The organism is Methylobacterium sp. NPDC097929, from assembly GCF_049543375.1.
Classification (GTDB): domain Bacteria; phylum Pseudomonadota; class Alphaproteobacteria; order Rhizobiales; family Beijerinckiaceae; genus Methylobacterium.
This window is the reverse complement of sequence record NZ_JBMVEP010000001.1, coordinates 283,138-309,548: the sequence shown is the minus strand read 5'-3', so window position 1 is coordinate 309,548 and position 26,411 is coordinate 283,138. Positions and strand designations below refer to the sequence as shown.

Annotated in this window: 21 protein-coding genes; 10 read left to right on the top strand and 11 right to left on the bottom strand. The window is 70.1% G+C overall.

Going from position 1 to position 26,411, the window contains the following annotated elements; translation table 11 throughout:
• The first annotated feature begins 345 nt into the window (after positions 1–345).
• The 3 genes from ACPCJR_RS01450 (at position 346) to ACPCJR_RS01440 (ending at position 3,290) form a co-directional block, all read left to right on the top strand.
• Positions 346–1,380, top strand: coding sequence for an aspartate-semialdehyde dehydrogenase (locus ACPCJR_RS01450; protein WP_391511028.1), 1,035 nt, complete (start codon positions 346–348; stop codon positions 1,378–1,380).
• A 174-nt stretch (positions 1,381–1,554) separates the two neighbouring features.
• Positions 1,555–2,595: a hypothetical protein gene (locus ACPCJR_RS01445; RefSeq protein ID WP_391511029.1), complete on the top strand. Its 1,041-nt coding sequence runs from the start codon at positions 1,555–1,557 to the stop codon at positions 2,593–2,595.
• Positions 2,595–3,290, top strand: a complete 696-nt coding sequence (locus ACPCJR_RS01440) for a hypothetical protein (protein ID WP_391511030.1) — start codon at positions 2,595–2,597, stop codon at positions 3,288–3,290. Before ACPCJR_RS01445 ends, ACPCJR_RS01440 begins: the two co-directional genes overlap by 1 nt.
• Positions 3,291–3,320: 30 nt before the next feature.
• On the opposite strand, the gene ACPCJR_RS01435 is transcribed toward ACPCJR_RS01440, so the two are convergent.
• Positions 3,321–3,974 (bottom strand): CatB-related O-acetyltransferase, encoded by a 654-nt coding sequence (locus tag ACPCJR_RS01435; protein ID WP_391511031.1) that lies wholly within the window; start codon positions 3,972–3,974, stop codon positions 3,321–3,323.
• A 281-nt stretch (positions 3,975–4,255) separates the two neighbouring features.
• Here ACPCJR_RS01435 and rimP point away from each other — a divergent pair, with 281 nt between their 5' ends.
• From rimP to ACPCJR_RS01400, 7 genes are all read left to right on the top strand, one after another.
• Positions 4,256–5,011, top strand: coding sequence for a ribosome maturation factor RimP (gene rimP, locus ACPCJR_RS01430; RefSeq protein ID WP_391511032.1), 756 nt, complete (start codon positions 4,256–4,258; stop codon positions 5,009–5,011).
• A gap of 113 nt (positions 5,012–5,124) precedes the next feature.
• Complete coding sequence (nusA, locus tag ACPCJR_RS01425; RefSeq protein ID WP_391511033.1) at positions 5,125–6,789, top strand: transcription termination factor NusA; 1,665 nt, start codon at positions 5,125–5,127, stop codon at positions 6,787–6,789.
• Between the two features lie 29 nt (positions 6,790–6,818).
• Complete coding sequence (locus tag ACPCJR_RS01420) at positions 6,819–7,550, top strand: RNA-binding protein (RefSeq protein ID WP_391511034.1); 732 nt, start codon at positions 6,819–6,821, stop codon at positions 7,548–7,550.
• 64 nt (positions 7,551–7,614) lie between these two features.
• Complete coding sequence (infB, locus tag ACPCJR_RS01415; protein ID WP_391511035.1) at positions 7,615–10,593, top strand: translation initiation factor IF-2; 2,979 nt, start codon at positions 7,615–7,617, stop codon at positions 10,591–10,593.
• Between the two features lie 103 nt (positions 10,594–10,696).
• Positions 10,697–11,134 carry a 30S ribosome-binding factor RbfA gene (rbfA, locus tag ACPCJR_RS01410; protein WP_110350106.1) on the top strand — a complete coding sequence of 146 codons (438 nt, stop codon included), beginning with the start codon at positions 10,697–10,699 and terminating at the stop codon, positions 11,132–11,134.
• 104 nt (positions 11,135–11,238) lie between these two features.
• On the top strand, positions 11,239–12,264 hold the full coding sequence (gene truB / locus ACPCJR_RS01405) for a tRNA pseudouridine(55) synthase TruB (protein ID WP_391511036.1): 1,026 nt from the start codon (positions 11,239–11,241) through the stop codon (positions 12,262–12,264).
• A 125-nt stretch (positions 12,265–12,389) separates the two neighbouring features.
• Positions 12,390–14,069 carry a methyl-accepting chemotaxis protein gene (locus ACPCJR_RS01400; RefSeq protein ID WP_391511037.1) on the top strand — a complete coding sequence of 560 codons (1,680 nt, stop codon included), beginning with the start codon at positions 12,390–12,392 and terminating at the stop codon, positions 14,067–14,069.
• A gap of 144 nt (positions 14,070–14,213) precedes the next feature.
• Here ACPCJR_RS01400 and ACPCJR_RS01395 read toward each other — a convergent pair whose 3' ends face one another.
• The 10 genes from ACPCJR_RS01395 to ACPCJR_RS01350 all read right to left on the bottom strand — a co-directional run bounded on the left by ACPCJR_RS01395 (position 14,214) and on the right by ACPCJR_RS01350 (position 26,361).
• Positions 14,214–15,410: a M20 aminoacylase family protein gene (locus ACPCJR_RS01395; protein WP_391511038.1), complete on the bottom strand. Its 1,197-nt coding sequence runs from the start codon at positions 15,408–15,410 to the stop codon at positions 14,214–14,216.
• A 141-nt stretch (positions 15,411–15,551) separates the two neighbouring features.
• Complete coding sequence (gene cueR / locus ACPCJR_RS01390; RefSeq protein ID WP_391511039.1) at positions 15,552–15,980, bottom strand: Cu(I)-responsive transcriptional regulator; 429 nt, start codon at positions 15,978–15,980, stop codon at positions 15,552–15,554.
• Positions 15,977–18,466 (bottom strand): heavy metal translocating P-type ATPase, encoded by a 2,490-nt coding sequence (locus ACPCJR_RS01385; RefSeq protein WP_391511040.1) that lies wholly within the window; start codon positions 18,464–18,466, stop codon positions 15,977–15,979. Before ACPCJR_RS01385 ends, cueR begins: the two co-directional genes overlap by 4 nt.
• 233 nt (positions 18,467–18,699) lie before the next feature.
• The gene (locus tag ACPCJR_RS01380) at positions 18,700–19,995 is read right to left on the bottom strand and encodes an ATP-binding protein (RefSeq protein ID WP_391511041.1); all 1,296 of its coding nucleotides are present in this window, start codon (positions 19,993–19,995) and stop codon (positions 18,700–18,702) included.
• Positions 19,996–20,008: 13 nt separating this feature from the next.
• Positions 20,009–21,064, bottom strand: a complete 1,056-nt coding sequence (locus ACPCJR_RS01375) for a lysylphosphatidylglycerol synthase domain-containing protein (protein WP_391511042.1) — start codon at positions 21,062–21,064, stop codon at positions 20,009–20,011.
• A gap of 184 nt (positions 21,065–21,248) precedes the next feature.
• Positions 21,249–21,875, bottom strand: coding sequence for a uracil-DNA glycosylase (locus tag ACPCJR_RS01370; protein ID WP_391511043.1), 627 nt, complete (start codon positions 21,873–21,875; stop codon positions 21,249–21,251).
• Positions 21,859–22,620: a PIG-L deacetylase family protein gene (locus ACPCJR_RS01365; RefSeq protein WP_391511044.1), complete on the bottom strand. Its 762-nt coding sequence runs from the start codon at positions 22,618–22,620 to the stop codon at positions 21,859–21,861. Before ACPCJR_RS01365 ends, ACPCJR_RS01370 begins: the two co-directional genes overlap by 17 nt.
• A complete protein-coding gene (locus ACPCJR_RS01360; RefSeq protein WP_391511045.1) occupies positions 22,617–23,855 on the bottom strand; it encodes a glycosyltransferase family 4 protein in 1,239 nt (412 codons plus the stop codon). Before ACPCJR_RS01360 ends, ACPCJR_RS01365 begins: the two co-directional genes overlap by 4 nt.
• Entirely contained in the window at positions 23,852–24,745 is an 894-nt protein-coding gene (locus tag ACPCJR_RS01355) for a sugar phosphate isomerase/epimerase family protein (protein ID WP_391511046.1), read from the bottom strand. The genes ACPCJR_RS01360 and ACPCJR_RS01355 overlap by 4 nt, the downstream gene beginning before the upstream one ends.
• Positions 24,742–26,361 (bottom strand): YcaO-like family protein, encoded by a 1,620-nt coding sequence (locus tag ACPCJR_RS01350; protein ID WP_391511047.1) that lies wholly within the window; start codon positions 26,359–26,361, stop codon positions 24,742–24,744. Before ACPCJR_RS01350 ends, ACPCJR_RS01355 begins: the two co-directional genes overlap by 4 nt.
• Positions 26,362–26,411 lie beyond the last annotated feature (50 nt).

The window sequence follows — 26,411 nt, the reverse complement described above, 5'->3', positions numbered from 1 at the left end:
GCCTTTGTCGGGTCCGCGGGGCCGGAAGAGCCCTCGCCGTCGCGCCATCCCTGCCCGATCCGCTCCCACCGGCCGGTTGCGGGCGGGCGCCCCGTCCTCCGAATTCTCGGCCGATGGTGAATCGTCGGTTGCCGCCCGTCACCCGGCGACAGCCGGCGCCCCTTGACAGGCGCGCGCGCCGGGCATCTTGCTCGCGGCGCCTGAAGAGCCCACCTCGACCACGAATCGGGGCGGGCTCTTCAGCCTATGGGATCTTCCCGAAGGTTAAGGCCCGCGCGGTGCGTCCGCCGGCCACGGGAAGAAGCGGGCCGGTTGCATCCCGCCCGCGCAGCGGAGTTTGGTGAGATGGGTTACAAGGTCGCCGTCGTCGGAGCCACGGGCAATGTGGGCCGCGAGATGCTCGACATTCTGGCCGAGCGCGCCTTTCCGGCCGACGAGGTCGTGGCTTTGGCCTCGCGCCGCAGCCAGGGCCAGGAAGTCTCCTTCGGCGACAAGATTCTCAAGGTCAAAGTGCTCGACACCTACGACTTTTCCGACACCGACATCTGCCTGATGTCGGCGGGCGGGGAGGCGTCGAAAGAGTGGAGCCCCCGCATCGGTAGCCAAGGCTGCGTGGTGATCGATAACTCGTCGGCCTTCCGCTACGACGCCGACGTGCCGCTCATCGTGCCCGAGGTGAACGCCGACGCGGTGGTGGGCTTCACCAAGCGCAACATCATCGCCAACCCGAACTGCTCGACCGCGCAGCTCGTCGTGGCGCTGAAGCCGCTCCACGAGGCGGCCACCATCAAGCGCGTCGTGGTCTCGACCTACCAATCCGTCTCCGGCGCCGGCAAGGACGCCATGGACGAGTTGTTCAGCCAGACCCGCGCCGTCTTCACCGCCGGCGAAGTGGTCACGAAGAAGTTCACCAAGCGCATCGCCTTCAACGTCATCCCGCACATCGATGTGTTCATGGAGGACGGCTACACGAAGGAAGAGTGGAAGATGGTCGCCGAGACCAAGAAGATGCTCGATCCCAAGATCAAGCTCACGGCCACCGCGGTGCGGGTGCCGGTCTTCATCGGCCATGCCGAGGCGGTGAACATCGAGTTCGAGCGCCCGCTCTCCCCCGAGCAGGCCACGGAGATCCTGCGCGCCGCGCCCGGCGTGCTGGTGATCGATAAGCGCGAGAACGGCGGCTACATGACCCCGCACGAGGCGGCGGGCGAGGATGCCACCTACATCTCCCGCATCCGCGAGGACGCCACGGTCGAGAACGGCCTGAATTTCTGGTGCGTCTCGGACAACCTGCGCAAGGGCGCGGCGCTGAACGCCGTGCAGATCGCCGAGGTGCTGGTGAACCGCAAGCTGCTGAACAAGGCGCGTCAGGCGGCCTGATCTTCAAGCCCTCATCGATGACATTGCGAAGCGCCGCCCCTCAGGGCGGCGTTTTCGTTTGGGTGGCCGGGGGCGCCAGGAACGAAACGTAGCTGCTATAGGATAAAAGTCTTGTAATATTACTTAAGTCATAATATGCATATTTTCCTGTTTCGGTGGCAGGAGGATCGAGGCATGAACCAGCGCGGGAGTCGTCGCACCGAGGTTGCGGCCATACGGGGTCTGTTGGCAGGGGCAGCGCTCGATCTCGGGGCGGTCCGGCTCGAACGGACCCTGCGACGCAAATTTTCGGAGGATCAGCCGCGGGCGCCCGCGGGCCAGCCGGATGGCGGGCAATGGGTTCCGTCGGGCGGCGGCCAGGGCGTCGGCGGGCGATCCAACGACACCGACGGCGATGTCGCTCACCGCGAGCAGACGGTTCTGGACGATGGGACGCGCGTCCTCTCGCTGCGCATTCGGGCCGGTCGCCGCGACTACGACACACAGGACATCGTCACGGCGCCGGATGGCCAGAGCCGGATCTTCGAGACCTCGGGCCTGACGCAGACGATCCGCGACGGCGAGACCGGGGCGGTGCTCGGGCGCAGCACCTTCACGGCTGCCGGCGCGGAGCCGGAGGCCTTCGCGCAACCGGCGTTCCTGCCTGCGGCGCCGGTTGCGATTGCCACGGTCGAACTCGCCCTCGCCCTTTACGCCGTCCGGTCTGGACAAAACGACCCGTACAGCAGGACCGTGCTCGGTCTGTCGGCTCAAGAGTTCTGGCCGAACCCGCAGAGTGCCACCGCCCCCGCGATCTGGATCGGGCCCATCAGTCAGTCAGCCCTCGATGCCGCCTGCCAACGCAACGGTCAGGTCGAGGCCATCACCAACCAAATTGCGCGCCGCGTTCGTGCCAGTGGATTATACAGGACCGCGCAATCTTACGCGAACAGAGTTCATTTCGAGATCGATCAGCATGTCGAAGCGTTGGCCGATCCGAATTTCAAGTCGGAAATTTCGTTCGATGCCGGGACAAGGTTAGCAACATATGGGACTCCGGGCTCGGTTCGCTTGGATTTGCTGGAGAGAAGCGTCCCTCAGACGACCTGCATCTACGATTACAAGACAGGCAACGCCAAGCTCACTTTGGAGCGTGCCCGTACCCTTGCAACCATGGCGAATATGCATTTCCCTGGCACGATTCGGATCATTGTAACACAGGTGAAGCCACGCTGATGACGACCGCTCGACAGGTTCGGACGCTTCTTCGCCCACTGTTGGAGCGCAATCCTGATCTTAGGCTTGTTAACAATCATAGGCTCTGGCTGATGCCGGCTCATCATGTTGCAAGGGAAATCTGGATTGATCGAACTTCATCAGCTCTCCACTTCACGCCGCAATGGACATTGAACCCTCTCTTCCTTCCGAACGTTGGGGCAACCACCCATGCTGGCTTTTGTTGGGAATATATCCATCGGTCGGCTGCCATTGATGGGCGGGGAAGAAATTGGCGCTGGGACGATCCGGAGATGATGCAGGATTTTCTAGCAAAAACTGAGAAGGTGGTAAAACTTCTCCGAAGTGTCGATACGTTGTACGCTTGTCGCTCTTTGACTGAAGCAACCATGGAATACACCTGGGGAAAAGATTTCTTCGAAAATGTTGTTTACGATATTGCGCTGGGAAATCTAAATCTGGCACGCTGCTGGTGGCAGCAGGTCGAAGCGTCGCCCGAATTGCAGTATCCTCATCAAAATGAGTTCTGGCGAAGGTGGAGGCTGCGCATTCTCTCTTTGCGCGAGCCCCTTCTGGACGATGACCGCGCCGCACTCGCCGCGATTCTGCATCGATGGGAGCGGGAGAACGTCGCCGGTACCGCGGCCGAGGCGATTTGGGAGCCGGCCCCTTTCCCGCTGGAGGATATGGGCTGAGCGGTCGCATCATTGATGCGGCGGGGTCGGTCAGCCCTCTCGCGCAACCGCTTCCAGCGCCCCCACATCTCCCCCACTGATCAGTGGCAGGTGAGCGGTGATGCGCTCCACCGGCCAGTCCCACCACGCGATTCGCTGGAGCCGGGCTGCGTCGTTCTCCGAAAAGCGGCGGCGGACCACCCGGGCCGGGTTGCCGGCCACGATCGTGTAGGGCGGGACATCTGCGCTCACCACCGCGTGGGCGGCGATGACCGCTCCGTCGCCGACCGTGACGCCCGGCAGGATCGTGCTGTGGAAGCCGAGCCAGACATCGTTGCCGATGATCATGTCACCGCGATTCGGAAAGTTCAGCTCGCCCGCGAAGCGGCCGGTCCAGTCGCCGCCGAAGATCGGGAAGGGATAGGTCGAGAGGCCGCCGAGCCGGTGGTTGCCGCCGTTCATCAGGAAGCGCGTGCCCGCGGCGATGGCGCAGAACTTTCCGATGATCAGCCGGTCGCCGATGAAGGGGAAGTGGTAGAGAATCGCGTCGAGAAAGGCCCGCGGACCGGCCGGATCGTCGTAGTAGCTGTAGGCGCCGACCTCGACGTTCTCGGGCAGGTCGAGATTGCGGATGAAGGTGACCCGCTCCTGCCCCGGCATCGGGTGCAGCGCGTCGGGATCGGGTCCGGTGGCGATTCTCGGCATGGCTCTCTTCCTTGCAGGCGCGCCGCCGCGCGCGGTTCGATCGGCACCGGGCACCCCGTTTGCAGCCGCCCATGGCGGGTTTGGGACGCAGGATGGCGCGCGGAAGCGCTTGAATTCGCCGCGCGCCGGGGTTAAGTCACGGCTCAACATTTCTGGTGCAGTCGATAGGCTGCTTGCGGGAGTGGGCCCCCCGGGGTCCGCTCTTTTTTATTTCCGCAAGCGCGTCCTGAACCGGATTTGCCAAGCTTAACCCCCGATCGAGACTTTCGGAAAACGACAGCATGGCGGAGCCCACCGAGAAGCGTCTTGTCAGCGAGACCGGCGTCGCCGCGCGCGTCGCCCGGATCGTCGAGGGGCCGATCGAGGGACTCGGCTTCCGCCTGGTGCGGGTGAAGGTCTCGAACACGAACGGCTGCACCCTGCAGATCATGGCCGAGCGGCCCGACGGTACGATGGGCGTGGACGAGTGCGAGGCGGTGAGCCGCGCGATCTCGCCCATCCTCGATCTCGAGGACCCGGTCGGCGGCGCCTACTACCTCGAAGTCTCCTCGCCCGGCATCGACCGACCGCTGGTGCGGGTGTCCGATTTCGAGCGCTGGGCCGGCTACGAGGCCAAGGTGGAGCTTGCCGTGCCGATGGACGGGCGCAAGCGCTTCCGCGGCATCCTCGGCGTGCCGAGCCCGGACGGTGCCACGGTGCCGATCGACCTGCCCGACGTGAAGCCCGGCCTGCCGAGCCGCATCGACGTGCCGCTGCGCGATCTCGGCGAGGCGCATCTCGTGCTGACCGACGAGCTGATCCGCGAATCGCTGCGCCGGGGTTCCGCCCCGCCGCAGGACGGCGACGGCCTGGACGAGGAAGAAGGCGAGGAGGCGGAGGACGAGGCACCTCAGATCCGCTTCATCCCCCAGCCGAAGCGGCCCAAGCCGAAGGGGGCCGGCAAGGCGGACAAGCCGGTCAAGGCGAAGAAGCCCAAGCCCGGCGGCGGCATCGTCACCAAGGCCGCCCGCCTCAAGAATCGCGACACCCTGCACTGACCCCGGCGAGATGTCCCGAATGGCCGCATCGGCTTTTTCGGAGAGAGGCCAGGACACCCGGACACGAACCCGCTCCCGCAGCGGAAGGCACGACCGAAAGAAGGATCAGAACCATGGCCGTCGTCAGCGCCAACCGGCTCGAACTCCTGCAGATCGCCGACGCGGTGGCCCGCGAGAAGGTGATCGACCGCCAGATCGTCATCGAGGCGATGGAGGAGGCGATCGCCAAGGCCGCCCGCTCCCGTTACGGCGCCGAGACCGACGTTCACGCCGAGATCGATCCCAAGAGCGGGGCGCTGCGCCTGTCGCGCCACCTCCTCGTGGTCGATCAGGTCGAGAACGACGCCCGCGAGATCACGCTGGCCCAGGCCCAGCGCTACAATCCCGGCGCGCTCGTCGGCGACGTGATCTCCGACACCCTGCCGCCCTTCGATTTCGGCCGCGTCGCGGCGCAGTCGGCCAAGCAGGTCATCGTGCAGAAGGTGCGCGATGCCGAGCGCGCCCGCCAGTACGAGGAGTACAAGGACCGCATCGGCGAGATCCTCAACGGCGTGGTCAAGCGCGTCGAGTACGGCAACGTCATCGTCGATCTCGGCCGCGGCGAGGGCATCGTGCGGCGCGACGAGATGATCCCGCGCGAGACCTTCCGCCCCGGCGACCGCATCCGCTCCTACCTGTTCGACGTGCGCTCCGAGGTGCGCGGGCCGCAGATCTTCCTCAGCCGCTCGCACCCGCAATTCATGGCCAAGCTGTTCGGCCAGGAAGTCCCTGAGATCTACGACGGCATCGTCGAGGTGAAGGCGGTCGCCCGCGATCCGGGCTCGCGCGCCAAGATCGCGGTGATCTCCCGCGACTCCTCGATCGACCCGGTCGGCGCCTGCGTCGGCATGCGCGGCTCGCGCGTCCAGGCGGTGGTCGGCGAGCTGCAGGGCGAGAAGATCGACATCATCCCGTGGTCGGAGGATCAGGCCACCTTCATCGTCAATGCGCTGCAGCCGGCCGAAGTGGTCAAGGTGGTGCTCGACGAGGAGGCCGACCGCATCGAGGTCGTGGTGCCCGACGACCAGCTCTCGCTCGCCATCGGCCGCCGCGGCCAGAACGTGCGGCTCGCCTCGCAGCTCACCGGCTGGGACATCGACATCCTGACCGAGGCCGAGGAATCCGAGCGTCGCCAGAAGGAATTCGCCGAGCGCACCCAGTCCTTCATGGAAGCGCTCGACGTGGACGAGACCGTCGGCCAGCTGCTCGCGGCCGAAGGTTTCCGCAACGTGGAAGAGATCGCCTACGTCGACGTGGCCGAGCTCTCCGGCATCCAGGGCCTCGACGAGGAGACCGGTGCCGAGATCCAGGCCCGCGCCCAGGACTACCTCGCCCGCATCGAGCAGGAGCAGGACGACCGGCGCCGCGAACTCGGCGTCGAGGACGAGCTGCGCGAGATCGACGGCATCACCACCGCGATGATGGTGGCTCTGGGCGAGAACGAGGTGAAGTCGGTCGAGGATCTCGCCGGCTGCGCCACCGACGACCTCGTCGGCTACACGGAAGGCCGCGGCCCCGAGGCCGTGCGCCACGCGGGCTATCTCGACGGCTTCGAACTGTCGCGGGCCGAGGCCGAGGCCCTGATCATGGCCGCCCGCCTCAAGGCCGGCTGGATCGACGCCCTGCCCGAGACGGAGAGCGAGGGCGAGGCTGACGGAGAGGCCGAGGGCGAGCCCGCCGAGGATGGTGCCGAAGGCGAGGCGACCGAGCAGGCCGCGGCCGAGCCGCAGCAGGCCTGAGCCCGTCACCGGAAGCGACGAGGCAGGATATGATCGCGCAGGGCGAGACGGCCGAGGACGGCCCGATTCTCGACCGTGGCCCCGGCCGCGGCCGGGAGCCCGTGCGCACCTGCATCGTCACCCGCAAGGCGCAGTCGCCGGCGGCGATGATCCGCTTCGTGCTGGGTCCCGACGGCACGGTCGTGCCGGACCTGCGTGCCCGGCTGCCGGGCCGCGGCGCCTGGGTCACCGCCACCCGCGCGGCGGTCGAGACGGCGGTGAAGCGGCGCGCCTTCAACCGCGCCTTCAAGTCCGGCGACGCGACGATGCCGCCCGATCTCGTCGCTCAGGTCGCCGACGGTCTGCGCACGGATCTGCGCCAGTCGCTGGCGCTTGCCAACAAGGCCGGCTGCGTCGTGACGGGCTTCGGCAAGGTCGAGTCGGCCGTTCTCGGTGCGGAGGGCGTCAAGGCCCTGCTGCATGCCAGCGATGCCAGCCCCGACGGCCGTCGCAAGCTCGGCGCCGCCTTGCGGCGGCGCTACGGCGATGCCATATCTGTTATTCCCGTGATCGATGACCTGTCCAACGCCGAATTGGACATGGCCTTGGGGCGGGATCATGTGATACACGCTGCCCTCATCGCGGGAGCCGGCACAACCGGCTATCTCGCGCGTTGGCGTCGGTTCCGCACCTTCGAGGGTATGGCGTCGGCGTCCGAGGAGGACGCCCCGCTCGATGCTGGCGCGACCGCCTTCGATTTGCACGACGACGACATGAAATGATTATCGGCCGGGCATGCCCGCCGCCGGCCGACGGGACGATGGAAGCCCTCAGGGTTCAGACTGAATGAGCGATACGAACAATCCGGGTGACAAGACGCAGACCAGAGCCCCCTCGAAGCCGTTGACGCTGAAGCGCCCGGTCGAGCAGGGGACGGTCCGTCAGAGCTTCTCCCACGGGCGGTCGAAGTCCGTCGTGGTCGAGACGGTGAAGCGGCGCACGATCGGCGCCGCCCCCGGAGCGGTCGCGCCGCGTGAGCCCGTCGCCGCACCACCGCCGCGCCCCGCTTCCGTGGCGCCCGCCCCGTCCGCGGCGACGCGTCCGGCCGGCCGCAGCGCCTCGGGCGTCGTGCTTCGCACCCTGAGCGAGCAGGAGCGGGATGCCCGCGCCAGCGCTCTCGCCGATGCGCAGCGCCGCGAGGCCGAGGCCCGCGCCCGCGCCGAGGCCGAGGTGAAGGCCCGCCGCGACCGCGAGGAAGCCGAGCGCCGCGAGCGCGAGGCCGCCGAGGCGCGCCGCCGCGAGGAGGAGGATCGTCGCCGTCAGGAGGACGAACTCCGCCGCAAGGCCGCCGAGGATTCGCGCCGTCGCGCCGCGGAAGAGGAGGCCGCCCGCGCCGCCTCGAACGCGCCTGCCGATGCCCCGGAAGCGCCCGCCGCCGCTCCGACGGCAGCGGCCGATCCGGCAACTCCGGCGGCACCCCAGGCTCCGCGCCCGGCGGCGGCCGCGACCCGGCCGATGCAGCAGCGTCCGGCCAGCACCGCGCCGCAGCGTCCCGCCACGGCGCCGACCCGTCCGGGAGTGCCCGCCGGCCGGACCGGTGCGCCGACGGCCCGTCCGACGGTTGCCGCCCGTCCGATCGCGCCTCAGGCGCCGGCCGAGCCGCGCCGCACCCTGACCGCGGACGTGAAGAAGCCCCGCGACCTCAACTTCATGGCTCGTCCGGCTCCGGCTCCCGAGCCCGAGAAGGCACCGACCCCGACCACGGCCGCCCGTCCCGCCGGGGCGACGGCCGCGGCGCGTCCGGCCGGCCGTGCCGCCGGCGCGGCGATGGAGGACGAATCGGACACCAAGCGGGTGATCCGCCGTCCCGGCATGCCGCTCAAGATCATCACGCCGCCCAAGACGCCGAAATCGCCGGGCGGCGACCGTAACCGTGGCCGGCTGACCATCGCCAACGCCACGTCCGGCGAGGACGAGCGCACGCGCTCCGTCGCTTCGTTCCGGCGCCGCCAGCAGCGCATGAGCGGCCACCGGCACGAAGAGCCCAAGGAGAAGATCGCCCGCGACGTGATTATTCCCGAGACCATCACGATCCAGGAACTCGCCAACCGCATGTCGGAGCGGGCCGTGGACGTCATCCGTCTGCTGATGAAGCAGGGCCAGATCCACAAGATCACCGACGTGATCGATTCGGACACCGCCCAGCTCATCGCCGAGGAGCTCGGCCACACGGTCCGCCGCGTCGCCGAGTCGGATGTCGAGGAGGGTCTCACCTCCGACGAGCCGGATCTGGAGGAGGATCTGGAGCCGCGTCCCCCGGTCGTGACGATCATGGGTCACGTCGACCACGGCAAGACCTCGCTGCTCGACGCGATCCGTCAGGCGAACGTGGTCGAGGGCGAGGCCGGCGGCATCACCCAGCATATCGGCGCCTACCAGGTGTCGGCGCCGTCGGGTGATCTCATCACCTTCATCGACACCCCCGGCCACGCGGCCTTCACCTCCATGCGCGCCCGCGGCGCCAAGGTGACGGACATCGTCGTGATCGTGGTGGCGGCCGATGACGGCGTCATGCCGCAGACCATCGAGGCGATTCAGCACGCCAAGGCGGCCGGCGTGCCGATGATCATCGCGATCAACAAGATCGACAAGCCGGATGCCAACCCGCAGCGGGTCCGCACGGAGCTGCTGCAGCACGACATCCAGGTCGAGTCGATGGGCGGCGAGACGCTGGAATTCGAGGTTTCGGCCAAGACCGGCGAGGGCATTCCGGAGCTTCTGGAAGGCCTGCAGCTGCAGTCCGAGATCATGAACCTGCGCGCCAACGAGAAGCGCGACGGCGAGGGCACGGTGATCGAGGCTCAGCTCGACCGCGGTCGCGGCCCCGTGGCCACGATCCTCGTGCAGCGCGGCACGCTGTTCACCGGCGACATCGTCGTGGCCGGCGCCGAGTGGGGCCGCATCCGCGCCCTCATCGACGACACCGGCAAGCACGTGCCCTACGCGGGCCCGTCGGTTCCGGTCGAGGTTCTCGGCTTCAACGGCACCCCGGATGCCGGCGACCGCGTGATCGTGGTGCCCAACGAGGCCCGCGCCCGCGAGGTCACCGAGTACCGCGCCCGGATCAAGCGCGACCGCCTGACCGCCCGCACGGGTGGCGCCAACCGCTCGCTCATCGACATGATGCGCGAGGCCAAGGAAGGCGCCGGCCGCAAGGAACTGCCCGTCGTCATCAAGGGCGACGTGCAGGGTTCGGTCGAGGCGATCGTCGGCGCGCTCACGGCGCTCGGGACCGACGAGGTCGGTGTCCGCGTCCTGCTCTCGGGCGTGGGCGGCATCACCGAGTCGGACATCACGCTCGCCAACGCCTCGAAGGCGGTGGTGATCGGCTTCAACGTTCGCGCCCATAAGGAAGCGCGCAACGCGGCCGAGCGCGACGGTACCGAGATCCGCTACTACAGCATCATCTACGACCTCGTGGACGACATCAAAGCCACGCTGTCGGGGATGCTGCCGCCGACGCTTCGCGAGGAGCGGCTGGGCGAGGCGCAGATCCTGCAGATCTTCGACGTGTCGAAGGTCGGCAAGATCGCCGGTTGCCGGGTCATGGAGGGCGTGGTCCAGCGCGGCGCCCATGTCCGCCTGCTGCGCAACGACGTGGTGATCCACGAGGGCAAGCTGTCCCAGCTCAAGCGCCTCAAGGACGACGCCAAGGAAGTCACCGCCGGCTACGAGTGCGGCATGTCCTTCCAGAACTACCAGGACATGCGCGTGGGCGATTTCATCGAGTGCTTCAACGTCGAGGAAATCAAGCGCACGCTCTGAGCGGCCCTCCCCTACCGCTCTTCCTCAAGTGGGGCCGCGGCGAAAGCTGCGGCCCCCTTTGTTTCGTAGACGAGCCTTCGCGGCTCAGCGACGTGATCAGCCGATGGCCCAGAAGCAGACTCCCACCGGTCCCTCGCAGCGCCAGCAGCGCGTGGCCGAACTCGTGCGCCACGCCCTGGCGGAGGTGCTCCAGCGCGGCGACATCCAGGACCCGGTGCTCGGCTCGCACGTCGTCACCGTGCCGGAAGTGCGCATGTCGCCGGACCTCAAGCTCGCGACCGCCTACGTCATGCCGCTCGGCGGGCAGGACGAAGCCCCGGTGATCGCGGCGCTGGAGCGGCACAGGAAGGTCCTGCGCCAGGAGGTTGCCCGGCGCGTGAACCTGAAATACGCCCCGGAACTGCGCTTCCGCCGCGACGAGACCTTCGACGAGGCGGCCCGCATCGACCGGCTCCTGCGCAGCGAGAAGGTCCAGCGGGATCTCGAAAGCGCACCCCGCGGGGACGACGAGGCCGAACCGGATTCGCCCTCGCGCGATTGATCCCCATCAGGGCGCAGCCGCCGTGCCGCCCTCTCACCCCACGGGCTGCGTGATGGCCCCCTGACGGGCAGAGTCCCTTTAAAAACCCGTCGATCGAGGACAGGATGCAGGACGAGATTTCTTCCGAGCGCGCCGTCGAGGCGCCGCAGGGACCGCACGGCGATGCGCGACGCGAGAACGCGCCGCGCAGCGGCCGCCGCCCCCCGCGCGGGCGGCCGCGTCACGACCGCCCGAAGAAGAACGACGTGAGCGGCTGGGTCGTGCTCGACAAGGGCGTCGGCATCACCTCGACGCAGGCCGTCGCGGTGGTGAAGCGCCTGTTCAACGCCAAGAAGGCGGGCCATGCCGGCACGCTCGACCCGTTGGCCTCCGGCATCCTGCCGATCGCCCTGGGCGAGGCCACGAAGACCGTTCCCTTCGTGATGGACGGCCGCAAGGCGTACCGTTTCGAGGTGAGCTGGGGCGTCGAGACCGACACGGACGATGCCGAGGGGCGCCCGGTCGCCACGAGCGACGCCCGCCCGACCCGCGAGGCGGTCGAGGCCGCCCTCCCCTCCTTCGTCGGCGAGATCGAGCAGGTGCCGCCGCGCTTCTCCGCCATCAAGATCCAGGGTGAGCGCGCCTACGACCTCGCCCGCGACGGCGAGGTGGTGGAGCTCGTCGCCCGCGCCGTGCGCATCGATCACCTCTCGGTCATCGAGCATAGCGGCGACCGCACGGTGATCGCCGCCGAGTGCGGCAAGGGCACCTATGTCCGCGCGCTCGCCCGCGACCTCGGGCGCATGCTCGGCTGCTACGGCCACGTCTCGGCCCTGCGGCGCACCCGCGTCGGTCCCTTCGAGGAGGCGGGTGCCTGCAGCATCGCGAATCTCGAGGAAAGCACGGAGTCGCATCTCCACCCGGTCGAGACCGCGCTGGACGAGGTTCCCTCGGTCGCCGTCAGCCGCGACATGGGCCTGCGCCTGATGCGCGGCCAACCCGTGATCCTGCGCGGCCACGACGCGCCGATGGAGGGCAAGGCCTACGCGACCTGCGGCGGGGTGCTCGTCGCCGTCGGCGACGTGGAACGCGGCGAGCTGGTGCCGCACCGCGTCTTCCATCTCGGTGGAACCGCCCAGCCGCGCAACTGATCGTGCATCGAAGATGATCTGCGTACAGGATCGTCTTTCTCAAGAATAGCCGGCTTGATTTAACCCGAGATCAAACCGCCTCTTCCTAAAAGCCCGCCATCCTCAACGGATCGGCGGGCTTTTTCATGCGTGTTTCCCTCGGGCTGAAGCTGACGGTCGTCGTGGGTTTGCTTGGCCTTGTCGGCGCCGGCATCTCGGCTTTTGCCCTGCGGCAGGCCGCCGAGGAGCAGGCCCGCGCCGCGGTGACCGAGTCGTTCTGGAAGGCCGGGCTGCAGGCACGCGGCCTCGCCCAGGCGATCGAGCACGCCGTGGTCCAGGCGGGCGCCGTCTACACCGCGGCCGATACGGCCGAGGCGCGGGAGCGCCTGGCGGCCCTGCAGTCGGCCTTGGCCGAGGTGGAGGCCGGACGCGGCCCGTTTCTAGCGGCGATGGAGGGGCACCTTCCGCCCGAGCGCCGCCGCAAGATCGACCTCGGCGTCAAGGAGTTCATGGCCTACCAGACCGAGACGGCCGAACTCGGGCTGACGGTCTCGCCCCGCGCGGCCCTGATCCAGGCCAGCGACGAGGCGACGGTGAAGAATCGCGAGCGCATGGTCGCGGAGATCGGTGCGCTCGGACGCGACGTGCTGGCGCGCCTCGACGGGCAGCGGGAAGCGGCGGCCGAGGCACGGCGGACCGCCTTCCTGACCCTCGTGGCCGCACCGGCCGCAGCCCTGATTCTGGCGCTGCTGGCCGCCCTCTGGATCATCCGCACCCAGGTCCAGCGCCCGCTGCACCGCCTGAAGGTCACGATGCAGGCGCTCGCCGACGACCGCCTCGACGAGATGGTGCCGTTCACGCAGCGCCGCGACGAGATCGGGGAGATGGCCGGCGCCATCGCGCATTTCCGGGGTGCCCTCATCGAGAAGCGCCGTCTCGACGGGGCCGCGCGGGAGCGGCAGGCCGAGGACGGTGCCCGCGGGGCGCGCCTCGCCGCGGCCACCCGGGCCTTCGAGGAGGAGACGCGGCGCGCGGTTGCTGATCTCGCCGGTTCGGCTCACGCCATGCGCGCGGCCGCCGACCGGCTTCGCACGACCGCGACCGATACGACCCTGCGGGCCGAGCAGGTTGCGGGCGCCTCGGATCAGTCGGCGCAGGTGGTGGACAGCATCGCGGGTGCCGCGGAGGAACTGTCGGGTTCCGCGAGGGGCATCGGCGAGCGTGTCCGGCACGCGAGCCGGATCGCCGAAACGGCCCTTACCGACGCCCGGGGCCTAGAGAGCACGGTCGGAACCCTGTCCCGGGCGGCGGAGGAGGTCGGCGCCGTGGTGACGCTGATCCGCACGGTCGCCGACCAGACCAACCTTCTGGCCCTCAACGCCACCATCGAAGCGGCCCGCGCGGGCGAGGCGGGGCGCGGCTTCGCGGTGGTGGCGGGGGAGGTGAAGGCGCTCGCCGGCCAGACCGCGGCGGCGACCGACCGGATCGCGGCGCAGGTGGCGGCGATCCAGCTCGCCGCGGAAGGCACGACGGGCGCCATCGGCGGGATCGGCCGGACCATCGCGCAGCTCAGCCTGATCGCCGCCGAAGTGGCGACGGCGGCCGAGCAGCAGGGGCAGGCCAGCCACGAGATCGCCCGCTCCATCGCCGGCGCGGCGGCGGAGGCCCGCACGGTCTTGGAGAGCATCACCGGCGTCCGGGCGGCGGCGCTTTCGAACGAGGCGCGCTCGGACGAGGTCCGCTCCGGCGCCGAGCGCGTCGGCGAGGGCAGCGCGACACTTCAGGCCGCCATCGGCACGTTCCTCGAGCGGGTGCACGCGGCATGAGCCGCTGTCGGCGACGCATCTGGATGGGCCGGACCCGCTCCGTCATGGCGAGGCGGAGCCGACGCGATCCAGGGCGCGACCGCTCCGGATCGTTCGGAGCGCTGGATGGCTTCGACTCCGCCTCGCCATGTCGACCCGCGGCGGTCAGCCGGAAACGGTCTGAGGGGACGATCCGGGCGCCGGCAGTGCCGTCTCGATGAGGCGCGCCCACAGCGAGGCGCCGTAGGGGATCGCCGCATCGTTGAAGTCGTATTCGGGGTGGTGCAGGCCGGCCGAGTCGCCGTTGCCCATGAAGATGTAGGCGCCGGGCCGGTGGGCGAGCATGTAGGCGAAATCTTCCGCCGCCATCATCGGCGCGACATCGCGCTCGACCCGCGCCTCGCCGACGACCTGTGCGGCGACATCGGCCATGAACGCCGTCTCGGCCGGGTGATTCTCGGTGGCCGGGTAGCCGCTGGCGAAATCGACATCGGCCCGCGCGCCGAAGGCGGCGGCGACGTTCTCGGCGATGGCCTTGAGGCGCGTGCGCAGGAGAGCGCGCACGGCAGGGGCGAGCGCGCGCATGGTGCCGCGCAGCTCGGCCGTCTGCGGCAGAACGTTGAAGGCTTCGCCCGCATCCACCGCGCAGACCGAGACCACGCCCGATTCGAGCGGATCGAGGGAGCGCGCCACGATGGATTGCAGGGCCACCACGATGTGGCTGGCGACGAGCACCGTATCGACCGCCGCCTGGGGCATGGCCGCATGCCCGCCCCTGCCCTCGATCAGGATCGTGAAGCGATCGGTCGAGGCCATGATCGGGCCGGGGCGGATCGCGAAGGTGCCGAGGTCCTGGCCCGGGACGTTGTGCAGCCCGTAGACCGCCTCGACGCCGAAGCGCTCCATCATCCCGTCCTGCACCATCGCCTCGCCGCCGCCGCCGCCTTCCTCGGCCGGCTGGAAGATCAGCACCGCGCTTCCGTCGAAATCGCGGGTCTCGGCGAGGTAGCGGGCGGCGCCGAGCAGCATGGCGGTGTGCCCGTCGTGGCCGCAGGCGTGCATCCGGCCGGGCGCCTGGGAGCGGTAGGGAAGGGCGCGGACCTCCTGGATCGGCAGGGCGTCCATGTCGGCCCGCAGGCCGATGGCGCGGTTGGAACCGTGCGAACGGCCCCGGATCACGCCGACGACGCCGGTGCGGCCGATGCCGGTGGCGACCTCGTCGCAGCCGAACGCCCGCAGCTTCTCCGCGACGAAGGCGGCGGTGCGGTGCACGTCGTATTGAAGCTCCGGATGCGCGTGGAGATCGTGCCGCCAAGCGGTGACCTCCTCGGCGAATGCGGCGATGCGGTCGATGACGGGCATGGACCCAACCTTTCCGGATCAGACGAGATCCGATCGCGCCGCGACGCCGATCTCGGCCTCGCTCGGGGACCGGTCCCAGCAAGCAGAAGGCCAGCGGCGGGTCAACGGCCAAGCTTCGATCGCCGCGTGCCCATCGGAGCGTCAATCGCGGCCGGAAGCCGTTCCGGCCAGATCGTCGAGGATCGGGCAGTCCGGGCGCTCGTCGCCGCAGCAGCGTTCCGCCAAGTGTTCGAGGGTGCGGGCCATCGCCTCCAGCTCGGCGATGCGGCGGCGCAAGTCCCGCACGTGGCCGAGCGCCACGCTCTTCACCGCGGCGCTCGCGCGGGAGCGATCCTGCCACAGGCCGAGGAGTTCGGCGATCTCCCGCATGGAGAAGCCGAGATCGCGGGCGCGGCGGACGAAGCGGAGCGCGTGGAGATCGGCCTCGCCGTAGAGGCGGTAGCCCGACGCCGTCCGCTCCGCCGGACCGAGCAAGCCGGTCTCCTCGTAGTAGCGGATCATCTTGGCCGAGACGCCCGTGGCCCGGGCGGCCTCGCCGATGGTGACGGATCGGGCGGAAGGCTCGCTCATGCGCGGCCCCCCGCCCGGCGCAGGCGCAGGGCGTTGCCGACGACGAAGACGCTCGAGAGTGCCATGGCGCCCGCCCCCAGCACCGGCGAGAGCAGCGGCCCGCCGAACAGGGCGAGCCCGCCCGCCGCGACGGGGATCAGGGCGGCGTTGTAGGCAAAGGCCCAGAACAGATTCTGGCGGATGTTGGCGAGCGTGGCCCGTGACAACTCCGCCGCCTCGACCAGACCGCTCAGCGCGCCCGACATCAGCACCACGTCGGCGCTCTCGACCGCGATGTCGGTGCCCGTGCCGATGGCGATGCCGATATCGGCCTCGGCCAGGGCGGGCGCATCGTTGATGCCGTCCCCGACGAAGGCGACCGGACCATGGGCCGCACGCAGACGGCGCAGGGCCGCCACCTTGCCCTCGGGCAGGATCTCGGCCTCGACCTCGGTGATCCCGAGGGTGCGGGCGACCGCCTCGGCGGTGGCGCGGGCATCCCCCGTCAGCATGGCGAGCGTGAGGCCGCGGGCGCGCAGGGCGTCCAGTGCCGCCCTCGCCTCCGGCTTGACCGGATCGGCCACCGCGATGAGCGCGGCGAGCCGGCCGTCGAGACCGACGAAGATCGGGCTCTTGCCCTCGGACGCGAGGCGGATCGCCTCGCCTTCGAGGGAGGCGACCGCGATGCCGAGCCGCTCCATGTAGCGCCGGTTGCCGAGCGCGACCGTCTCTCCGCCGACCCGCGCCGCGACGCCGTGACCGGGCAGCGCCTCGAAGGCCTCCGCCTCGGGAACGCGTCCGGCCTCCCGCGCCGCCTCGGCGACGGCGCGCGCCACCGGATGCTCGGAGCGGGCCTCGACCGCCCCGGCCAGCGCCAGCACCGTCTCGCGCGAGACGCCGGGCGCGGTGACGAGATCGGTCAGGCGCGGGCGGCCCTCGGTGAGGGTTCCGGTCTTGTCGAGGGCGATGACCCGGGCGTCCCGCAAGCCCTGGAGCGCCGCACCCTGGCGGAACAGCACGCCGCGCTCCGCCGCCCGTCCCGTGCCGACCATGATCGAGACCGGCGTCGCCAGCCCCATGGCGCAGGGGCAGGCGATGATAAGGACGGAGATCGCCGCGACCAGGGCGTGGCCGAGGCTCGGCGCGGGCCCGAAGGCGAGCCAGGCCAGAAAGGTGATGGCAGCCACTGCCATGACGGCCGGCACGAACCACAGCGTCACCCGATCGACCAGCGCCTGGATCGGCAGCTTGCCGCCCTGCGCCTCCTCGACCATGCGTACGATCCGCGCGAGCGCGGTGTCGGCCCCGGTGCGCTCGACGGTCAGGTCGAAGCTGCCGGTGGTGTTGAGCGTGCCGCCGATGACGGGGGCGCCCGAAACCTTCTCCACCGGCACGGGTTCCCCGGTGATCATGCTCTCATCGACGAAGGAGGCGCCCGCGCTCACGCTGCCGTCCGCGGGAACGCGCTCGCCCGGCCGCACCCGCACCCGGTCGCCGACCCGCAGCTCCGCGACCGGCACCTCGCGCTCGCCCGCCTCCGAGACGAGCCGGGCGGTCCTGGGTGAGAGGTCGATGAGCCGGGCGATCGCAGCACCGGCCCGGCCTCGGGCGCGCGCCTCCAGCAGGCGCCCGAGCAGGATCAGGGTGACGATGAGGACGCTCGCCTCGAAGTAGAGATGCGCCGCGCCCGCGGGCAGCAGCGAGGGGGCGGCGGTGGAGGCGAGCGAGTAGAGATAGGCGGCTCCCGCGCCCAGCGCCACGAGCGCGTTCATGTCGGGATGGAAGCGCAGCAGGTTCGGGATGCCGATGCGGAAGAAGCGGCGGCCCGGCCCCGCCAGCACGAGCGTCGCCAGGACCGCCTGCAGCCACGCGAGCGCGCTCCCGCCGATCCGATGCGTCAGGGCCTCGTGGAAACCCGGCACTATGTGCCCGCCCATGTCGAGGACGACGACCGGGGCGGAGAGAAGCGCGGCCACGACGAGGTCCCGGCGCAGGGTTGCAGCCTGCCGGTCCGCCGGCCTCGCCTCGGAGATCGAATCGAGCGAGTGCGCCTCGTAGCCCGCAGCTCGCATCGCCGCCTCGATATCACTCAAGGAGACGGCCCCGGCCGGATGGCGCAGCTCGGCCCGGCCGGTGGCGAGGTTGACGCTGGCCGACAGGACCCCGGGCAAGGCGGCGAGCGCCCGCTCGACGCGACCGACACAGGAGGCACAGCTCATGCCTTCGACCGCGACGACGGTGGTTGCCTCGGGCACCTCGTAGCCCGCCTCGCGGATCTTCTCCACGGCCCGAGCCGGCGGCGTCCCCTCCGGCAACACGAGACTCGCGCGACCGGTGGCAAGGTTCACGGCAACGTCCGCTGCACCGGGCAAGGCGGCGAGCGCCCGCTCGACGCGGCCGGTGCAGGAGGCGCAGCTCATGCCCTCGACGGGCAGAGTCAGCCGGATGCCGGCAGGCTCGGGGGCGGCCGGCGGCGACAGGGTGAGGGGGTTTGCGAAAGGTTTCATGCCGCCTCAGATGGGGCTTCCCATCATGGGAAGGTCAAGGCCCGGTCGGTGATGGCCTCATGCGGCCCTCTCGGCACGCCTGCGCAGGAAAGACAGGTCTCGATGTGGGCCTGCCTCACGGCGGAATGGCCGTTCCTGGCGATCGGCGCCGCTCACCGCGTCGCAACGTCGGCCTCCTTGCTGCAACCGACGCGGGAGGGCACTGTTCCCCTTCGCGCCCGCAACGGCGAGCGCTACTCCGCCACGCTCGGCACCTCGGCGGCCGGTCTTTGCGCCGGTTCGGGGCGATGCTCGGGCAGGCTCACCCGCACGGTCGTGCCCTGGCCCGGCTCGCTCTCGATGATGAGCTTGCCCCGGTGCCGGTTGAGCGTGTGCTTGACGATGGCGAGCCCGAGCCCGGTTCCGCCCTGCTGACGGCTTGATGCCGTATCGACCCGGTAGAAGCGCTCGGTGAGGCGGGGGATGTGCTCCGCGGCGATGCCCGGCCCCTCATCGCGGACCCGCAGCTCGATGCGGACCGGGCGCCCGTCCGGCGGCTCGACGCGATGGAGCGAGAGCGCGATCACGCCGCCGCTGGCGCCGTATTTCAGCGCGTTCTCGACCAGATTCTCGATGACACGCAGGAGCTCGTCCCGGTCCCCGAGCACCGGCAGCGGCATGTCCGGCCGCTCGACCGTGATTTCGACGCCGCGCTCGCGGGCGAGAGGAGCGTGCATCTCGACCAACTGTCGGGCAAGCCGGCCGAGATCGAGGGCCTTGGTCGGGGCGACGTGTTCGTGCAGCTCGATGCGCGAGAGCGAGAGCAGGTCGTCGATGAGCCGCGTCATGCGCTGCGCTTGGGTGCGCATGATTCCGAGGAACCGCTCGCGCGCGCCCGCATCCTCGCGGGCGGGCCCCTGGAGCGTCTCGATGAAGCCGAGCAGGGCGGCCAGCGGCGTGCGCAGCTCGTGGCTCGCATTGGCGACGAAATCGACCCGCATCGTTTCGAGGCGCCGCGCCTCGGTCAGGTCGCGCAGGAACAGCACCACGTTGGCCTCGCCGCCGCCGGGATGATCCGGCATCGGCAGGGCGCCGATCTGCACCTCGAAGGCACGTTCGGTGGGCACGCGGGTCGCGTACTCGGTCCTCACGGGATTGCCGCTGCGCAGAACCTCCTCAATGCCGTCGAGAACGTCGGGCGCACGCAGCGAGAACGAGAGCGGATGGCGCAGCTTGAGCCCCGGAAGGAGCCGCCGGGCCGCCGGGTTGGCCTCGATTACCACGACGCGCCGGTCGACCAGGATCACCGGATCGGGGATGTTGGCGAGCAAGGCCTCGGCGACGGCGTAGCGCTGGGGCGTCTCGGTCTCCCGCGGCTGCAGGACCGGCGCGCGCCCGCTGCGTCCCAGGAGGCTGCCGACGAGCAGGGCCAGGGCAGCCGAGATCATCAGCGCCATGTCGACGGTCCCGCCGACCGCCTCCGCGAAGACGATGACGGCAACCGCCACCGTCGCGCCGAGCCACGCGGGACGGGCCGGATTCATCGGCATGACTACCGGCCCGTCACGGGTCGTTCGCCGCCTGGTGGCGCCGCAGCCGCATCAGCCCCTCGTAGAACCCCAGCATCAGGAGCGCGAGGGCGAAGGGAACGACGTAGTAGCAGACCCGGAACAGCAGCAGCGAGCCCAAGACCGATTCGCGCGGCAGGTAGGACAGGGCGATGAGGATCGTCGCCTCGAACACACCGATGCCGCCGGGCGCGTTGGAGGCGATGCCGAGCATCGCGGCCAGCACGTAGATCGCCAGGAAGGTGGTGAAGCCGAGGTTCATCCCCTCCGGCATCAGCATGTAGAGCACCGCCGCCGCCGCGCAGACATCGCCGATGCCGACGACCATCTGGCTGAAGGAGACCGTGGCGCCGGGCAGTTCGAGCTGCCAATGGCGGACCTTGATGTAGCGCCGCTTCACCGAGACCCAGGCGAGGTAGCCCAGCACGAGGCCGAGGGCGCCGAAGCCGAGGATCTGGTTGAGGCGTACGCTCGAATTGACGCCGATGCTCTTGAAGGTGAGGCTCGCCAGTTGCCCGGCCTCGATGATGAGGCTGAAGCCGAGCACCACGCCCATGCCGAGCCAGAAGGTGAAGCCGGCGATGACGGTCAGTGCGGCGATCTTGGCCGCCGAGAGCCCGCGCTTCGAGTAGATCCAGTAGCGGATCGTGGCCGCGGTGATGAGCGGGAAGCCCAGGGTGAAGCTCACCGCGTAGCTCGTGAACGAGGCGAGCGCGGTGATGCGGTAGGGCACCTTCATCCGCAGCTGGCGCAGGGCCAGGGCGTCGTAGCAGGTCAGGAACAGGTAGCTGATGGCGACGAAGCCGAAGGCTTCGGCGAGCTGGCCGGTGGTGGCGGTGGTGAACGCCTTCTGCAGTTCGGCCCAGGTGATCTCTTCCGAGAGCTTCCACAGCACGAAGAGGGAAGCGACGACGAGGACGACGCTGGCCGCCGTGCCGATCCAGGCATAGCGCCCGCGCTTCGAGCCGCCCGCCGGTCCGGAGGCACCCTCGCGGTCCGCCTCGGCCGGCTCGGCCTCGGCGACCGTCCTGTGCTTCCCGGCAAAAGTCATGTGAGAACGGCGTCCGCCTCCGCTGGTCGCCCGCCTGAGCCTTCGGCGCGGGCCGCCCCGAGCGGCGTCCGGGACGATCCGCTGACGGGCATTTAGGGACTTCGCCCGCCGAAGGCCAGCGAGGTCGGGCGGCCGCAGCCCAGCCCTGCACCGGGATTGCGGCCGAAATCACGGTAGCTTGACCTCAGGCGACGCCCGAGAGCCGTGCGGCGGCCTCGCTCAGGCCGGCGCGGATTCGCTCCGCCACGCTCGGCGAGGTGCAGACATAGGTCGGGCTCGGATGCGGGATCGGCACCACCGGAAGGTCGGGCCGCAGGGCGGCGAGCGGCGCGGCGGCGCTCTGCGCGAAGCGCCCGGCCGGGACGACCACCCTGAGACGAGGCAGCAGGGCGAGCAGCGGCGCGAAAAAGGGCGCGGCCGCCGCGGCCTCCGAGCGGCGCGGCGCACGGTTGAGGGCGCCGGGGGCGTGGATCACCCAGGGGACCGCGTTCCAGATCAGCGTGTCGCGCCGCGCGATGCCGGCCTCCCTCAGGAAGCGGAACAGGTTGGCGGCGGTGCCGGTGGCGTTGTCGCGCGAGACGAAGCCGGTTCGGCCGATCGAGGGGCCGGGCGTTTCCAGCAGCAGGAGAAGCCGCGCCTCCACGCCGCCGTCGAGGGGGTCGGGATCGGGCACCGCAGCGCCGCGCTCGGCGGCGATGCGGTGCGCGAGGAGGCGCAGGGGCCGGATATGAGGTGCATCGGCCATCGCCCGGCGTGCCGCGACGGCGGCGGGGTCGCGCAGGCTTTTGGGCGCGTCAGGCGAATCCGGCATCGCGGAGGTCCGGCGGCAGCCGGCCCTGCAGGCGGAAGCGCTCGACGCCGTCCTCCGCCGCCAAGCGGGCGCGCAGGCCATCCGGGCCGCCGAACTGGAAGCCGAGCTGCGACGCGTAGGCGGCGCAGGCCTCGGCCTTGCGGTGCTCGGCCGCCCCGTCGAGGCGCACGACCTGCTCGGGCAGGCGCTCGAACAGCGCCCGCAGGGGCTCCTTCGGCTCGGCGGTGCGAACGGTGTAGGGAAAATCGCGCCACCACAGCATCGGCAGCGGCGGCTGCGCCCCGCGCAGCGCCCGCACGACCTGGATGTGATCGACATGGCCGCCCACGCCCTGCGGCGCGAGGATCAGGTCGGGACGGGTATCGGCCACCAGACGCTCGAAGGCGTCGGCGAGGTTGGCGCCGATGCGGTCGTCGGAGCGAAGCTCCGCGAAGAGTTCGGGCGGCGAGGCGTAGCCGCGGTGGGGTGCCTCGCGGAACGGCAGGTGGACGGGCTCCTCGATGCCGAGTGCGTCCGCCGCCGCCCGATCCTCGCCGCGCCGCAGGGCCATGTAGTCGATCTCGGGCGCCAATCCCTTGTCGGTCTGGCAGGCCAGCGCGAAGCCGCGCGGGTTCGGGACGGAGGCGGTGAAGACGGTCGCCATCACGACCTGCCAGCCCTGCGCGGCGAGCCGGGCCAGCGTGCCGCCGGCCGAGAAGGCGGCGTCGTCGAGATGGGGCGAGACGGCGAGCGCGGTTCGCGTCACAGCAGGTGCGGCTCCGTGCGGAAGCGGCAGTCCGGATCGAGGGGCAGCGTGTCGGAAAAGTCCGTATGCGGCCGCTCGCGGGCGACCTCGGCGTAGACGTCCATGATCTGGCGTCCCACCGCGGTCCAGGAATAGACGCGGCGGCACTCTTCGAGCCCGTCACGGGCGAGGCGACGGCGCAGGTCGTCGTCCTCGACCATCCGGCCCAGGGCCTTGGCGAGCGCCGGCACGTCGCCGGGCTGCACGAGCAGGCCGTTCTCGCCGTCGCGCAGGCAGTCCGAGACGCCGACGGAGTGGGTCGAGACGACGGCCAGCCCGGAGGCCATGGCCTCCAGGATCGTATTGGAGAACCCCTCGGCATAGGTCGGCGAGACGAACACGTCCGCCGCGCGATAGAGCTCCGGCACGGTGTCGTAATCGGCGTAGCCGGTGAAGCGGACCTGGGCGGAGGTGAAGCCGATGGCCTCGGCCCGCTCGCGAGCAGCCTCCACGTCCGGACCGATGCCGGAGATCACCGCGTCGAAGGGCATCCCGGCCTCCCACATCCGCTCGAGGGCGTCGAGGAAATCGAGCACGCCTTTCCGGCGGTCGACGCGGCCGTGATAGAGCAGCCGCACCGGCTCCTCGTCCTCACGCTCGGCCTCGAAGCGGGCACCGGGGGTGAAGCGGGCGGTGTCGACCGCACCGGGAACGATGGTGAAACGCGCCGGATCGGAACCGAGCCGGTCGCAGACCTCGCCGACGAAGGAGGGGCCGCCGATCAGCAGGGCGTTGGCGTGGGCCAGTACCTCGACCATCGCCACCCGGTGCGTCTCGCAGCAGGAGCCGACCCAGTGGCCGTCGCCGCCCTGGATCGAGACCACGGTCGGCACGCCGAGCCGTTTGCCCGCCAGCAGCACCGCCCAGCCGGTGGGGTAGCCGTACTGGGCGTGCAGCACGTCGAAGGGCTTTTTGGCGTGCTCGGCGCAGATCGTCTCGACCATCTCGTCGATGTCGCGCTCGAAGTCGCCGCTCTCCTGCTCGCCGCGCTGTTCGAGGCCGATGACCTGCACGCCGGGCACCGGCGGGGGCGGTCCGCCGCCATAGACGCGGGTGCCGAATTCGTCGCCGCGATACTGCGAGAGCATCGTCACGTCGTGGCCGGCGCCTGCCACCTCGCGCAGCAGATTCTGCGCGTAGACGCTCATGCCGGAGATCGCCGGGAAGTAGCGGCGGCTGACGAAGCAGATTCTCATGGGTTCAATAGTCCCGGAACGGCGGCCTCGCGCGGTGCGGTTTCCGGCCTCGGCAGGCCGGGGCCGGGACGGCGGCAGGTGTGCAGATATTCGAGCGCCTGGGCCACCATCAGGTCGGCGCGATGCGAGTCCCGCGACAGCTCCACGCAGACGAGTTTCTTGAAATCGATCGCGTCGAGGGCGTCGAGCACGGCGGGCACGTCCATGTCGCCCTCGCCGAAGGGCAGGTGGATGTGCTCGCCCCGCTTCATGTCCTCGATCGCCACGGTACCGATGCGGGGCGCGAACTCCCGCACGGCGTCGGCCGGGTCGCGCTCCTGCGTCACGAGGCAGTGACCGGTATCGAGGGCGAGCGACAGGCCGGGCAGATCGAGGGCGGCGAAGTCGTCGAGGGTCTCGATCAGCATGCCGGGCTCAGGCTCCAAAGCGGCGACCACGCCCTTCTCGGCGGCGAAATCGGCCACCTCGCGCAGACCCTCGACGAGCCAGCCCCGCGCCTCGTCGCGATCCACACCGGGCTTCGGGACGCCGGCCCAGAACGAGACCGCCTCGGAATCGAGGATCTTGCCGATTTCGATCGCGCGCTTGAGGAAGCCGACGCGCCGGGCGCGTCCCGCGGCATCGGCGGTGACCAGTGTCGGCTCGTGCTTGGCCGTCGGGTCGAGCAGGAAGCGGGCGCCGGTCTCGATCACCGAGCCGAGTTCGAGCCGGGCCAGGATGCTGGCGATGCGGTCGGCCTCGATCACCCAATTCTCGGCGAAGGGGTCGAGATGGTGGATGTCGAGGGTGAGCGCCACGCCGTCGTAGCCCGCATCCTTGATGAGGCGAATCGCGTCCTCGATGCGGTGATGGGCGGTGCCGTTGGTGTTGTAGGCAAAGCGCAGGCTCATGCCGTCCTCCGCTCGGCCCGGCGGCCCTGGCGCTCGTAGCGGAAGGGCGCGTGGTGCGATTCCGGCTCGCGATAGAGCGGGTAATGCGAGCCGACGATCTCTTCCGCCAGCGCCACGTCGAACAGGGGCTGTCCGCCGAAGCGCTCGATCGCCTCGGGCGTCAGGCGCACGGGAAGCAGCGTGTCGGTCGGCGTGCCGAAGCGGATCAGCGGATGGTCGCGCTCGATCAGCTTGCGCGTGTTGCGCTCGCCGATCCGGTAGTAGCTCATGGTCTCGACCTCGAGCCCGGGCACGATCGCCTTGACGACGCCGATTCCGCCGTCGGGGGGCGAGCAATCGACGTAGAGCACGTCGAAGCCCGCTTCCTCCAGCCGCTCGCGGGCGATGCGTCCGCGGGCATGGCCGTCGGGTGCCGGCGTGGTCGGCAGCTCCGAAAACGCCTTGGTGCTGCGCTCCGAATAGACCGTTTCGCTCAACACCTCGCGCAGCTCGGCCGAGGAGAGGTCGATCCAGGCGAGCATGGCTTGGAGCGCACGGCTCTCCTCCAGATCGAGGCTGGGCAGCGCCTTCTGGATGAAGGCCTCGACATAGCCGGGCGGCGCCACTGTGTCGGCGAGGGCCAGCGGGCCGTGCCCGAAGGTCTTTCGGACACGCGCGGCCTGGAACTCCAGGAGCGCCTTCCGGAGGGCACGCTCGCGGTCCGGGTCGCAGGCCTCGCCGCAGGCCGAGAGGGCGATCGGTGCCGGCGTGCGGGCGGGGTCCTCGTCGTAGCCCACGACGTAGAGGTTGGTCAGGCCGAACTGGTCGGTGGCGAATTTCGGCAGCGCCCGGATGCCGAGGCTTTCCAGCCGGTCGAGCATGCCGCGGGTCTCGGGGCCGATCCCGTCGAGGTCGAGCATCACGCCCTGGTCGAGGGCGCGGAACAGCAGGCCGTTGCCGTCGCGCTGGAGCAGTTCGAGCAGGCCGTGACCAAGGGCGAAGGCCACGTCCGGCCCGGCGCCGAGGCCGTTGGTGATGAGGTTGGTGAAGGGCTGGTAGCCCTGGCGCAGCTCGAAATAGTCGGTCGCGGCGATGTCGAGCGGCATCCAGACGGACTCGCCGGTGCGGGCGCGGATCGACTTCGTCCAGTCGAGCGGCGTGTCGCGGCCGACGGGCGAGCCGGCGGGCAGACAGAGCGTCAGCGGATCGGCGACGGAGGTCGCGCCGTAGACCCGCACGAGGTCATCGTAAGAGACGGCCGCCTGGTTCTCGCCCTTGCGCGGCAGCAGCGCGACCGACGGCATCAGGTTCTCGGCGATCTCGGCCACCGCACCGATCAGCGCCTCGTCGTCGGTGGCGCCGTAGCCGATGCCCGAGGGCATGGCGCCGACATAGAACGGATCGTCGAGGAACAGGGCAACGAACCAGACCGGGATGCCCGTGCGGTCGAGTCCGGCGAGGTTGAAGCCGACGACGCGGCCCTCGGGCAGCACGTCGAAATAGGCCTTCACCGCATCCGGCAGCCGCTCCGGCAGGCCCTCGATGCGCCGCTTGCCGCCCCGGCGATAGGGGCGCGGCGCCGCGAGGCTGGGGTGATGGGCGCGGTCGTCCCGGTCGAGGGCGTCGGTCGCTGTCATGCTCGTTCCATCCGCAGCGGCGGACCGGCTCACGTCCGAACCTCACCCTA

Coding starts and splice junctions, on each gene's coding strand:
- infB (WP_391511035.1), top strand. CDS start 7,615: ATGAGCGATACGAACAATCCGGGTGACAAGACGCAGACCAGAGCCCCC.
- cueR (WP_391511039.1), bottom strand. CDS start 15,980: ATGAGCGAGCCTTCCGCCCGATCCGTCACCATCGGCGAGGCCGCCCGG.
- ACPCJR_RS01400 (WP_391511037.1), top strand. CDS start 12,390: ATGCGTGTTTCCCTCGGGCTGAAGCTGACGGTCGTCGTGGGTTTGCTT.
- ACPCJR_RS01435 (WP_391511031.1), bottom strand. CDS start 3,974: ATGCCGAGAATCGCCACCGGACCCGATCCCGACGCGCTGCACCCGATG.
- ACPCJR_RS01350 (WP_391511047.1), bottom strand. CDS start 26,361: ATGACAGCGACCGACGCCCTCGACCGGGACGACCGCGCCCATCACCCC.
- ACPCJR_RS01450 (WP_391511028.1), top strand. CDS start 346: ATGGGTTACAAGGTCGCCGTCGTCGGAGCCACGGGCAATGTGGGCCGC.
- ACPCJR_RS01445 (WP_391511029.1), top strand. CDS start 1,555: ATGAACCAGCGCGGGAGTCGTCGCACCGAGGTTGCGGCCATACGGGGT.
- ACPCJR_RS01360 (WP_391511045.1), bottom strand. CDS start 23,855: ATGAGAATCTGCTTCGTCAGCCGCCGCTACTTCCCGGCGATCTCCGGC.
- ACPCJR_RS01395 (WP_391511038.1), bottom strand. CDS start 15,410: ATGCCCGTCATCGACCGCATCGCCGCATTCGCCGAGGAGGTCACCGCT.
- ACPCJR_RS01380 (WP_391511041.1), bottom strand. CDS start 19,995: ATGCCGATGAATCCGGCCCGTCCCGCGTGGCTCGGCGCGACGGTGGCG.
- nusA (WP_391511033.1), top strand. CDS start 5,125: ATGGCCGTCGTCAGCGCCAACCGGCTCGAACTCCTGCAGATCGCCGAC.
- ACPCJR_RS01370 (WP_391511043.1), bottom strand. CDS start 21,875: ATGCCGGATTCGCCTGACGCGCCCAAAAGCCTGCGCGACCCCGCCGCC.
- ACPCJR_RS01355 (WP_391511046.1), bottom strand. CDS start 24,745: ATGAGCCTGCGCTTTGCCTACAACACCAACGGCACCGCCCATCACCGC.
- ACPCJR_RS01375 (WP_391511042.1), bottom strand. CDS start 21,064: ATGACTTTTGCCGGGAAGCACAGGACGGTCGCCGAGGCCGAGCCGGCC.
- ACPCJR_RS01385 (WP_391511040.1), bottom strand. CDS start 18,466: ATGAAACCTTTCGCAAACCCCCTCACCCTGTCGCCGCCGGCCGCCCCC.
- rbfA (WP_110350106.1), top strand. CDS start 10,697: ATGGCCCAGAAGCAGACTCCCACCGGTCCCTCGCAGCGCCAGCAGCGC.
- ACPCJR_RS01440 (WP_391511030.1), top strand. CDS start 2,595: ATGACGACCGCTCGACAGGTTCGGACGCTTCTTCGCCCACTGTTGGAG.
- rimP (WP_391511032.1), top strand. CDS start 4,256: ATGGCGGAGCCCACCGAGAAGCGTCTTGTCAGCGAGACCGGCGTCGCC.
- truB (WP_391511036.1), top strand. CDS start 11,239: ATGCAGGACGAGATTTCTTCCGAGCGCGCCGTCGAGGCGCCGCAGGGA.
- ACPCJR_RS01420 (WP_391511034.1), top strand. CDS start 6,819: ATGATCGCGCAGGGCGAGACGGCCGAGGACGGCCCGATTCTCGACCGT.